We start from the raw sequence: 11804 nt of genomic DNA, 5'->3' as shown, positions 1-11804 counted from the left end.
AGATAAAAAATAAAATACTACGAACTGCCTAGTGAATTATTTAAAATACTAGAAAAGATAAAAAATATAATATCTATATCAGATAAAATTAATTTTTTTATTCCAATTAAAATTCGAGGAATTATTTATTCATTATGGACCAAAAAATCCAAAGAAAGTATAAAAGAAAAAGGATTGGTTGAGGTTATTAGACTTTCAACCTTTTACCCTACTGAGGAGATAAATGAATTGAATAAAATTAGTAATGATTATTTTGAAATTGTGATTGATACTGATTTAAGTGTATATAAAGAAAAAACCACTCAATAATATTAAGCTCAAATCTATTACCCAGAACTTTTCTATATGATAGATAAAAAATTGGAGGAGAACAAAATTCAAATAATGAAAATCGATCCCCGACTAGGTGTAGATTGCATCTACACCTTCCTATCCCCACTAGGTGTAGATTGCATCTACACCTCCCTATCTAATGGAGCGATCCTTCAGAAAGAGGACGAACTTTGGGGTTGGGATAGTTGAAAAGTCTGAAAATCACCTGTATTCCAGTGCGGAAAATTACGTTAGAAAAGAAGGCCTACTTGAAGTGGATTTTTGGTGATTTTGTTCTATTTTTCAATTGCGATTTGTTGAAGATATTTGGGTGTTTTGCAAACCATACCCAGTTCAGGACAATAATTTGACTAGTTCGAGGATATGACAAAATATTTGATATTCAATCCAAAGATATAATGGACTATAACGGTGAGACTGATTATTTTGATTCTTTAATCAAATAATATGAAAAAATTTGTAGGTATAGGGATATTGATTGGATTAATTGTTTCGACTATTATTTATTTTAATCTTTCATATTTTTATTACGACTTAATAAAATATGTATTTAATATTAGAAATAAGGATGAAATAGAATCAGTAAGCGAAAGTGAACTGGTTATAAACTATTTCCTTCAGGATTTAGAAAATACGGAATTGAAAAGTGATCAAGAAATTGATTCTCTAGCTTCGCTACATTTTTCAAATCAATTTGAAGATTTCAGAATTTTAAATTATCCAAATGATTCAAATAGTCTAGATATGATAATAGTACCTTTTGATAAAAATTTTAGTATCCTTTATATTGAGGATGGAAAAATATACAGTTATATAAATATAAAATTTAATCCAAAATAATTTAACTAGGGATGTTTTATTAAATTAATTGATCATTATCCACCACTAGGTGTAGATTGCATCTACACCTTCCTATCTAATGGAGCGGTGCGCATGAAAGAGTGCAAACTTTCGGATTGGAATAGTTGAAAAGTCTTAAAATGACCTGTATTCCAGAGCAATAGATTACGGTAAAAAACACGGCCTACTTGAAGTGGGTTTTTTGGTGATTTGGCTTTGTTTTTCAACTACGAACTGTTTTAAGGATATTAGGGCGTCTTGCAAACAACACCCAGTTCAAATCTATAAATTGGTTGTACTAATAGGACGGAAAATCCTCCTGCCATAGTGCCAGATTTTGTATTTAATTCTACACACTCAGACCAAATTTTAAATGTTTGCTCATTTGAAAAATTTTTAACCGGAACAGTCTTTAGGGTAAGTGTGGCATGATTATTTCTAAACACAAAGTATCACTAAACGACTAACAAAATGAAATTTATAGCCAAGGCAGTAGGTGCAGCACTAGTAGGGTTCGCTGCGAAAAAAGTAATTGATTCCATTGAAAATGGAACCGCTCAAAAATCGATCCTGGATCGCTTCGGTAGACCTCTGCGAGATGCTCATCTTGGGTTTAATAATACCGCATTCAAACTCGGGATAATCTCTGAAAGAAAAAAGGCAGAATTGAATAAGAATGTAGTGGAGAAGTACAATGCTGTCAGAGCAGTTCCTAACTCAAACCCAATACCTGCAAATGGTTCTGGCAACCCAAGCGATATTTCTGCCCCTCATTCACAGGGAGAGGTTCATTCTAAGTCTAAAGCTTCTCAAACGAGAATACCACCAAAAACTATGTAAACTTAAGACTGGTTAATAAGCCTTATCCCCCCCTTACTGGTCTAAGTTTAGCGAAGCGTAACTTAGACCTAAAATGATGAAAGTTTTCAACTTTCTTAACTAAGGCTCAGGTAATAAAACGGATAATAAACCCTATCCATTCATTAGTCCTGTAATAAATTACCGACTATATCCATACACCACCAGTAGGAAACACTATAAATAAAAAATGCCCGACAAATTTGCCGGGCATCCTTTTTAATTGCCTTTTTTTACTCTAATCCAAACTTATAAATCTTGTCATCAAAACCACAGATATAGATTTCCTGGTTTTGGTCCACTCCGAAGGAGGAGATTGGGAATTCTGTCTTGAATAATTCAGTGTTTACAGGGTTTTCAGGATCACTGAAATCCAAGCTCCAAATTCTTCCAGAAACGTAATCTGCATAGACATATAGTCCCTGTAGTTGTTCTATGGCATCGCCATGGTATACAAATCCGCCGGTGATGGAAATGTCTCCTTCATCCCTGTCATATTCCCAAATCGGTAATTCAAGGTTTTCCTGGTCACATTCATCTGCTTTGAAACAATGGAAACCTTCCATTGTATTCCAGCCATAATTTCCACCGTTTTTAACGATGTCAATTTCTTCATAACTGTTCTGACCTACATCAGCAACCCACAACTGATCGGTGGCGGTATCAAAGCTAAATCTCCAAGGATTTCGCAATCCATAAGCATAGATCTCTTCCCTGAATCCTTCGGTGTTGTCGACAAATGGATTGTCTTCCGGGATTGAATAATTCTTTGATCCATCCTGTTGATCAACATCTATTCTTAAAATATTCCCTAACAAAGTGGTTCGGTCTTGACCATTTCCATGGGGATCACCGCTTTTCCCACCATCACCAACTCCTATATATAAGAAGCCGTCCGCACCAAATGAAATTTGACCTCCATTGTGGTTGCCATAAGGCTGCTCATATTCCAACAATACCAGTTCACTGGATGGATCTGCCTCGTTTGGGTTTGTGGAGGAAAGATTAAAACGAGAAATTACAGAACGATCGGGACTAGAGGCGGTGTAGTTAACGTAGAAATAACCATTGCTCTCAAAGTTTGGATGAAAAGCCAGGCCAAGTAAACCTTCCTCATTGTCGGAATCTTCCACTCTGTCCTCGATTGTTAAAAAAGCTGCTTTGGCTGCTGTTTTTTCCTCATTCTCAAAAACGGAGATTACCCCCCTTTGTTCTAAAATAAATAGTCTATTTGAGTCATCTCCGGCATGCTGAAAATCAACAGGTCTGGTAAATGACAACTCTGGAAAGGCTTCAACAATTGTTAAAGTCCCTTCTGGCTCAGCCGTTTTTTCTTGTGTTTCCTTTGTACAAGCAGTGCTGATAAGCAAGGCCATGACTAGAAAAATGTTAAGTTGTTTTTTCATAATTATTTAATAGTTGTGATGGTTAAAGTAAGCGTTAATCCTTTTCAGAATGGAAATGAATGGTAAAATTGGGTCCTAAATTTCAATGAAACATTATAGACAATTCCAGCATTGAAAAATTAATTTAAGGTTTTTTCTTATTAAAGTGGCATTGCTGACAGGCACAATTTCATGTTTTAACAAAGGTGTACCTATTTAGTTCCTTTTATTTTGGTCTTAGGTTAGATTTTTCTCTATTCCATGGATTAAATATATGACTATGGATTGTGTCGTTTCTCAAACTTGTTAAACCAGGAAAAGTTAGTCAGAATTATACTAGATGATTTACAGGTTTATTTTCGAAGAACATTCTATCAGGTAAACCAATGACTATTCCGTACTGGGTTTAAATACCTATTTGGAGTTATAATAACTCAAAACCCTAATCCCTGACAACTCGTGAATACTAAAAGTCAGTTAATTAGCCACATTTGAAATAAGAAAAGGAATTTTAGGTAGCAATGATTTGAAGTTGGTAAAAAATTGTAGATTTGACATTACAATGAACCCAATAAGATTAAAACACCTCCTTTCATTAATAGTGGAAAACAATGATGAAAGGGCTTTTTCAGAATTTTTTGACCATTACCATACCAGGCTAATTAACCTGGCATTGCTGTATTTACCTAGATATGATCTTGCGGAAGATATCGTCTCAGAGGTCCTTCTAAAGCTATTACAGAAAAGAGAATCTTTATTGGCTATCAAAAATTTCGATGGTTACCTGTTTAAGATGGTCAAAAATAAATCACTCAATTTGTTGAAATCCAAAGAATTACTCAACAATATACCCATTGATGATATAAACGATTATTTGATTCCGGAGAGCACTGATCCGGAAAAAACCTTAATCAATGCCAGTTTGGGAGAAAAACTTGACAGTGTCATCCAAAAATTACCGCCCAAGAGAAGACTTGTTTTTAAGATGATTAAAGATGAGCATATGTCTTACCGTGAAGTCGCTGATATTCTTGGTATTTCCGAAAGAACGGTTGAGGTTCATTTAAAACTCGCATTGGAGAACCTTAGAACTGCCTTGAAGCAATTTTACGATGAACATCAAGGACACTTGTCAATATCAAAAAGTAGGTTTTTATCGATTTTTTTATAGGTGTGATACTATTTTTTTTAAAATTAATAAGTTGTTAATGAGTGTCTTAGGTGTTTTAATTCTCTGGTATTAAAATTAATTACTATTTCATTACGGGATTTTTCTGAGTTCAGTGTCTTTATTGCTACACGTAGGACCTATTCCTAAATGGACGAAAAAAAAGACATGAATTTGAGGCTGCTCCGCTATTTAGCAGGCAAAGCCAACCAAACTGAAAAAAATGAGGTGATGGACTGGGTAAAAGAAAACCCACTCCATCAATACCAATTTGATCAGCTTAAAAAATACTGGGAAGGGAGGACCAAGGATCCTCAATTGATCAGCCATGCGTTTCAGAAAGATAAGATATGGAAGCAATACCAGGATTCTCAAGGTACGGCAACGGTAAAAAACAAGCCCAAACCTATCGCCAGACCGTTTTACTGGGTTAGAGTTGCAGCAGCTATTTTATTATTGTTAGCAGCCACAATTGTTTACCTACAACGTGAAAATTTATTTCCTCCTGAGGAAATTGAGAATGCTTATACCTATATCGCAATAGAGAAATACAACCCCATAGGCCAGAAATCTCAAACCCAGTTACCAGATGGTTCCAAAGTATGGTTGAATGCAGACAGTAAAATCACATTTCCTGAAACATTTCCTGATTCTGTGAGGATTGTTCATTTAGAAGGAGAGGCCTTTTTTGATGTTTTGCATGATAGTTTACGTCCATTTAAAGTCATTGCTGAAAATGTGCAAGTCAAAGTATTGGGGACCAAGTTTAATGTCAATGCCTATAAGGGCCAGCAAGAAATTAATATTGCACTGTTGGAAGGATCCATTAACGTATCTGACGAACAGAATGAAAATGCTGTGTTGGTCCAACCTGATCATGGTGTTTCTTATTCAAAACAGCTACAGATTTTCAGGGAATTTTCAAGAGAAGACCACAGGGCAATGTTTGATAAAGCCATTTCCTGGAAAAATGGAAAACTCATTTTTGATAGCAACAACCTGGAAGATTTTGTAACAGAAATAAGTCGCTGGTATGGTGTTTCAGTAGAAATAAAAGGCGTCCCTCAAAATGACTGGAATTTGGTAGGGACATTTGAAAATGAATATTTAACCAATGTATTGGATGCAATCTCCTATAATAAAGAATTCAAATACGAATTAAAGGAAAAAAAGCTCACCCTAATATTTAACTGATGAAGTATTGATAAAATTTTAAAAAAAACCGTATTGATCCGCCAATCAATACGGTGTATTACGATTCATTGCCCTTAATAATTTAACAATAAACCTAACAAATTTATGAAAAAACGAGTACTAAAACTACTACTCATGGGAATGACCTATTCAGTATTTGGTCTTCTTTTGCAGGTTATATTTATAAATGTGCTTTCAGCCACTGAAATAAATGCACAAAATATAAAGAGTGTAAAAGATGTTCAAGTTAGCATTGGCTTTGAAAGTGAAAAACTTAGCCAACTCTTTTCCAAGTTGGAAGAGAAAACGCCTTTTGTGTTTGTGTACGACACAAAGGATTCATTTCTAGACAAACGATTTTCACTAGTCAAACAAACCCTCACCATGGAGGATCTTTTGCTAAAAATAGCAAAAGAAAACAAAGTGAAATTCAAACAGATCAATAATATCATCAGTGTAAGTTCTACAGCTACATTGGGAAATAATGTCGAAATATCGATTAAAGAGGTCTCAATAACTGGTACTGTAACTTCTCCTGATGGAAAAACCATTCCAGGAGCAACCGTCCTTCTCAAAGGAACAAATGTCGGGACTGTTACAGATTTAGATGGTAAATTTTCCCTGAATGTACCTGAAGAGGGTGCCATTTTAGTGGTTTCCTTTATCGGCTATTTAAACCAGGAGGTGCCAGTCGCAAATCGTTCAATACTGACTATTGTACTTCAAGAAGACATGCAGAGCCTGGACGAAGTAGTTGTGATAGGTTATGGTGTAGTGAAGAAAGAGGACTTAACCGGTTCTGTGGCTCAGGTAGAGATGGAAGAGGTGAGGGATATTCCTGCCAATTCAGTAGAAAGAGTACTTCAGGGACGGGCAGCGGGTTTGCAAATCATCAACCCATCCCAAGATCCTGGTGCAGGATCTACAGTGAGAATACGTGGAGGAAGTTCACTTAGAGGATCAAAACTCACCTTTAGTAGTGGTAAATGGCTTTCCTCTAGGTGATGCTGGAGAATTGAAACAAATAAACCCGGCAGACATAGCATCTGTTGAAGTTTTAAAGGATGCTTCTGCTTCGGCTATTTATGGTTCAAGAGGTGCCAATGGAGTCATTATTATCACTACAAAAAAAGCAAAGCAAGGAGAAACAACTTTTGGTATTCGGCAGCAAATGACCATTTCTGAGTTCACTTCAGAACTTAACCTTTGGAGAGACCCTACTTTATTGGCAGAGCTACACAATGAAGGAAGGGCAAATGGCGGATTTGAACCTATATTTATTGGTGAGGTTTCTCCATCAGGTATATACTACCCATCTATAGAAGAACTGTCAAGCGGAGAATGGCCTCACAATACACAATGGGATCAAATCGTATTCAGAGATGCTCCTATCTCTAACAATACTACGTTTTCTGTTGCCAGTAGCAATGAAAGGACCAATTTTAACCTTAGCGCTTCCTATTTTACTGACAAAGGGATTCAGATTGAAGATGATTATTCAAAAATCAACACAAACTTTAGCATCAGCCATCGCGTATTGGATAACCTGAAAATCACTTTCTCTAATATTCTGACCAAAGGCAAAAGAAATGCCAATGGAGATTTGGCCTTTTGGAGAAGTCCTATATGGCCCGTTTATGATGAAACAGGTGATTATTACCTTCTCAATAGCATGGATTTTGATCATCCTGTAGCAATTACAAAAAATCGAAAGAATGAATCCAAGACACTTGATTTACTCTCTTTTTTGGATGTTGAATGGGAAGTTATTCCTTCCGTTACAATTAATTCCCGGTTAAACTTCAAGTATGGAACAAGCATCAATGACGTGTATCAGCCTAAGCGCTATACCCAACCAGGAGAATTTAATAACGGAGCTGCCTATATCAACAACTGGCAGGGAAGTACTGTGGTTAGTGAGACATTTGCCAATTATAGAAAAGTTTTCGGAAAGCATGACTTTGGTTCTACTTTGGGATACTCTTATCAAAATGATGAATCAAGGACTTCTAATCTTGGCGCATTTGACTTTGTCAATGAAACACTCAACAATGAAAATTTAGGGGCAGGGAATCTGGAGCTAAATAGAGTAAGCAATGGATTGGTCGCATCTGAATTAGTGTCTGGGATCTTTAGGTTCAATTATACCTATGACGAAAAATACTTAATGACCTTTACTTCAAGAGCGGATGGTTCATCTAAATTTGGACAAAACAACAAATGGGCATTTTTTCCTTCAGGAGCATTAAGCTGGAAAGCCCACGAAGAGGGATTTGTGAGGGAAATGAATGTATTCGATCAACTGAAATTCAGATTGAGTTATGGTATTTCAGGTAACCAGGGGATCTCGCCTTATCAAACGCTAAGCAGATATGGCGTTAGCAATTATTTCAATAATGGAAATTGGATCACTTCAATAGGTCCGGGTATAGAAGTAGGCCGTACCGGACAGTCAGGAATTGAAGTGTTATGGGGCGGTATACCTAATCCAGACCTAAAATGGGAAACCACCGCTCAGATTGATGCGGGGGTTGATTTCTCACTTTTTGACAGCAAATTAAATGTCACTTTTGATTATTATCAAAAGAACACTGATGACTTGCTACAAGAAAGAATACTGGCGCTTTCTTCAGGATATGACAGAATGTGGATCAATAACGGCTCTATCATAAATAGAGGAATTGAGCTTACCGTTGGTAGTGATTTGATTCAAACCAAAGATCTCAATTTGAATGCTACCTTGATCTATTTCCAAAACAGAAATGAAGTGACAAGCCTCGGGAATCCACAGGAATCTGGACTTATCACTGACCCAAATACGGGGATGCAGTTCCAGTATTCAGGCAATAGTATTGAACAGTTCAGAGGGTTCCCAAATCTATTGGCGGTAGGCCAGCCTGTAAATGTTTTTTATGGTTACAAAGTTGATGGCATAATTCAATCGCTTGAGGAAGGCGTGCTTACTGGCCTGGACGGTGACCTTGCCCAGCCTGGAGAATTCAAATATGTGGACATTAATGGTGATGGGTCGGTGGATGAAAACGATCGGACGATCATTGGTAATCCTAATCCCGATTTCCTCGCCAGTTTAAACCTGGCTCTGACTTACAAAAAATTCGATATAAGCATATTTCTAAACGGCGTTTTTGGCAATGATGTCTTAAATACCCACGCGTTTGACCAGCCTAGTATTACCCCATTTAGATGGACTCTTGACAATCCGACCAACATGTATCCTAGTCTGAAAGACGGGAGACAGGTGAAATTCTCGGATTGGTGGATAGAAGATGGCTCTTTTGTAAGGATCCAAAACCTAAACATGGGTTATAATTTTGACCTACCTAAATCGATGCGTCTTCGAATTTCTATGAATGCATCCAATCTCTTTACCTTCTCCAAATTCAATGGATATGACCCTGAAGTAGGGACAGATGGTAGGTATTGGGGAGGTTATCCTCGATTAAGACAATGGACTGCTGGTTTGAATTTGACATTTTAAAAGAACTCACTCATGAAATTTCAAAAATATATACTCGTTCTATTTGGTCTGCTTACGATCAACGCATGCGACCTAAGTGAAGAACCCTATGGGTTCTATTCAGAGGATAACTTTTACAATACAGTCGAAGATGCAGAAGCTGCTATTACCTATGCTTATGATGCCTTAACCTTCTTAGAGTATTCTAGAACCGTGTTCCTACTTGGTGACATGCCTTCTGACGAATGTAATCCTAAGGCAGATGAAGGTGCAGATGCACAAGATCTGAGCAACTGGAAGGTTGCCAATTTCTCGACGAACAGAAGTTTGGTGAATTTCTTCAAATATGCCTATATCGCTATCAACAGAACCAACGCTATACTAGACGTAATTCCAAATTCAACAATTGAAGAATCGGCCAAAGGTAAATACCTGGGGGAAGCACACTTCTTAAGGGCCTGGAGTTATTTTAATCTGGTTCGGAATTTCGGAAAAGTGCCCCTGCATACCTCTTTTGTGGGAACGCTTGACCAAACTTCGGCCCCATTGGCTACTGATCTGGATCAGGTGTATGACCTTATATTAGCAGATTGCAAAAAAGCGATTGAATTATTGGAAGTGAACAGGGCTACAGGTAGGGCCGATAAAGTTGCTGCCCAGGCCTTGGCGGCAAAGGTTTACTTACACATGGCCTCTTCAAAGAACCATAATGTACCTCAATACAATAGTAGCCGTAGAGAGGTCAATACAATGTATGACAGTGCCGCTTATTTTGCCAATGAGGTGATTAGCAACCAGAATACTTATGCCTTTGATGATAATTTATTGGACATCTATGATGTGGATCAGCCTAGAGGCCCAGAGCACATCTTCTTAATGTCCATGGATAGAAGTGGGACTATCGAAGGGGATTACTCTAAAATCTCCAAACTTTTCATTCCTTATATCGCTGGTTCGGCTATTTATTTGGACAACGGCAATGGAACATTTACAGAATCCCATGATGGATGGAGCGTTTTTCAGACTAAGGAGTCCTTTTATGAAACCTTCGATGATTCTGATAAGCGTGGAAGTGAACTGCTGATTTCTGTTGTTTACGATAAATCTGGTGAGGAGATCGCCACATATCCAGGGGCTATTCCTTATCGGTTTACCAGGAAATATGTAGACCCACACTATATCCAGGACAAGACAAGTACCAAACCTTTTTTGATTAGGTTTTCTGAGGTAGCTATGATTTATGCCGAAGCTGCGGGACCAAATGCGAAAGCGTATGAAATGATTAATTTTATTCGAAACAGGGCTGGTTTAGGAGACTTAATCCCTGGACTTTCCAATGAAGACTTTAGGGAAGCAGTATGGAATGAGCGCAGCTGGGAACTGATGTACGAAGGCAACAGGATGTATGATTTGCGTAGGTTTAACAGGGTCAACAAATTAATTGATGAAGCTGCTGAATTGACGGATGAGCAAGTGGCCTTTTATCCACTGCCACAAATTGAAATTGACTTGAATCAAGCCTTGTAAAATTTTACCCAAAATGTCTTATACCATGAAACTATATATAAGTAAAATATTTCTGCTGGTGATAGTATTCACCCAGCTGTCCTGCGTGAAGAATCCTTTTGATGAGTTTGAAGAAGGCAATTGGAACAATGAAAGAAGCATCTTGACCATCAAATTTGAAAATCAGGTAGGGAAAGAACAAATAACCCGGGTAGACGACCAGATTGGTACCATCATGCTGGGAATTAACACGGGTGCTGTTGCTGATTTAAGCAGTGTGAAAATTAGCTCTTTGGTGCTTTCTTATGGTGCTGAAGCATCAGCAAAGTCAGGTGAAACCTTAAACTTTGAAAATGAAAGCAACAGCAGTACCATTACAGTAAATTCGCCAACAGGGAAATCCAGGGTTTATACTGTGATAGCAGAACCTTTTGAAGAAACGATTCTTGGAACCTATACTGTCAGCAATTTGATTGTCTATGGAGGTACGGGTCCAGAATATGGTGGTGGAGGAGTTACGGCTATGACTAATAAACCATGGGTATGGTTGCCTTCAGGAGGCCCTGAAGCAGAGCTTGACAATAGCATAACCCTCGCCCTTGATGGCTTCACTGATGATGGGAATAGCTTTGGTAAAATCACAAATGATGCAGGAGAAGACAATAGGTATGCCGATTTTCAACAAGTAGCTTTTGGCAATTATCCAGCGACTGACCTAAACGGTTTTTACAGAAAAATCCCAAAAGAAGAAGGTACATGGCTGCGAAATTATGCCACCGGAATAGTTACATTCACTTTTGCGGATGGGACTACTACAACTGGGCAATTTATTGAAGGCGCTATCACAGAAGATTTAGGAAATGGGACATCGAAAACTGTAGAAAACTATGCATTTGCTTTTAATTTGATTGGTACAGATGATTGGAATAGCATTTATAGTGATTACGATAAGTTTGTTAAACGTCCCAGGAGGTATTGGGTTGATTTGGAGAAAGTCGATTAACAATACAATAGGTTTTAAAGCACCAGTTATGCTTGAACC

General features: G+C 37.5%; 10 protein-coding genes. 9 read left to right on the top strand and 1 reads right to left on the bottom strand.

Features of this window, described 5'->3' with window-relative positions:
* Positions 1-345 precede the first annotated feature (345 nt).
* The 3 genes from ADICYQ_RS27430 (at position 346) to ADICYQ_RS14505 (ending at position 2013) form a co-directional block, all read left to right on the top strand.
* A complete protein-coding gene (locus tag ADICYQ_RS27430) occupies positions 346-522 on the top strand; it encodes a hypothetical protein (protein ID WP_161625603.1) in 177 nt (58 codons plus the stop codon).
* Between the two features lie 258 nt (positions 523-780).
* On the top strand, positions 781-1173 hold the full coding sequence (locus tag ADICYQ_RS14510) for a hypothetical protein (RefSeq protein ID WP_020892847.1): 393 nt from the start codon (positions 781-783) through the stop codon (positions 1171-1173).
* 471 nt (positions 1174-1644) lie between these two features.
* Positions 1645-2013, top strand: coding sequence for a hypothetical protein (locus ADICYQ_RS14505; RefSeq protein ID WP_020892845.1), 369 nt, complete (start codon positions 1645-1647; stop codon positions 2011-2013).
* A 251-nt stretch (positions 2014-2264) separates the two neighbouring features.
* Here ADICYQ_RS14505 and ADICYQ_RS14500 read toward each other — a convergent pair whose 3' ends face one another.
* Positions 2265-3437, bottom strand: a complete 1173-nt coding sequence (locus ADICYQ_RS14500) for a PQQ-dependent sugar dehydrogenase (RefSeq protein ID WP_020892844.1) — start codon at positions 3435-3437, stop codon at positions 2265-2267.
* 541 nt (positions 3438-3978) lie between these two features.
* Here ADICYQ_RS14500 and ADICYQ_RS14495 point away from each other — a divergent pair.
* From ADICYQ_RS14495 to ADICYQ_RS14475, 6 genes are all read left to right on the top strand, one after another.
* On the top strand, positions 3979-4587 hold the full coding sequence (locus ADICYQ_RS14495; RefSeq protein WP_040416418.1) for an RNA polymerase sigma factor: 609 nt from the start codon (positions 3979-3981) through the stop codon (positions 4585-4587).
* A gap of 147 nt (positions 4588-4734) precedes the next feature.
* Positions 4735-5778, top strand: coding sequence for a FecR family protein (locus tag ADICYQ_RS14490; protein ID WP_020892842.1), 1044 nt, complete (start codon positions 4735-4737; stop codon positions 5776-5778).
* Between the two features lie 105 nt (positions 5779-5883).
* Positions 5884-6783 carry a carboxypeptidase-like regulatory domain-containing protein gene (locus tag ADICYQ_RS27750; protein ID WP_200861902.1) on the top strand — a complete coding sequence of 300 codons (900 nt, stop codon included), beginning with the start codon at positions 5884-5886 and terminating at the stop codon, positions 6781-6783.
* The gene (locus tag ADICYQ_RS14485) at positions 6716-9277 is read left to right on the top strand and encodes a SusC/RagA family TonB-linked outer membrane protein (protein WP_200861901.1); all 2562 of its coding nucleotides are present in this window, start codon (positions 6716-6718) and stop codon (positions 9275-9277) included. The genes ADICYQ_RS27750 and ADICYQ_RS14485 overlap by 68 nt, the downstream gene beginning before the upstream one ends.
* 12 nt (positions 9278-9289) lie before the next feature.
* Positions 9290-10783, top strand: coding sequence for a RagB/SusD family nutrient uptake outer membrane protein (locus ADICYQ_RS14480; RefSeq protein ID WP_020892839.1), 1494 nt, complete (start codon positions 9290-9292; stop codon positions 10781-10783).
* Between the two features lie 25 nt (positions 10784-10808).
* On the top strand, positions 10809-11765 hold the full coding sequence (locus ADICYQ_RS14475) for a hypothetical protein (protein ID WP_040416430.1): 957 nt from the start codon (positions 10809-10811) through the stop codon (positions 11763-11765).
* The last annotated feature ends 39 nt before the right edge of the window (positions 11766-11804 follow it).

This window comes from Cyclobacterium qasimii M12-11B, from assembly GCF_000427295.1.
GTDB lineage: Bacteria > Bacteroidota > Bacteroidia > Cytophagales > Cyclobacteriaceae > Cyclobacterium > Cyclobacterium qasimii.
This window is presented reverse-complemented; position numbering and strand designations above follow the sequence as displayed.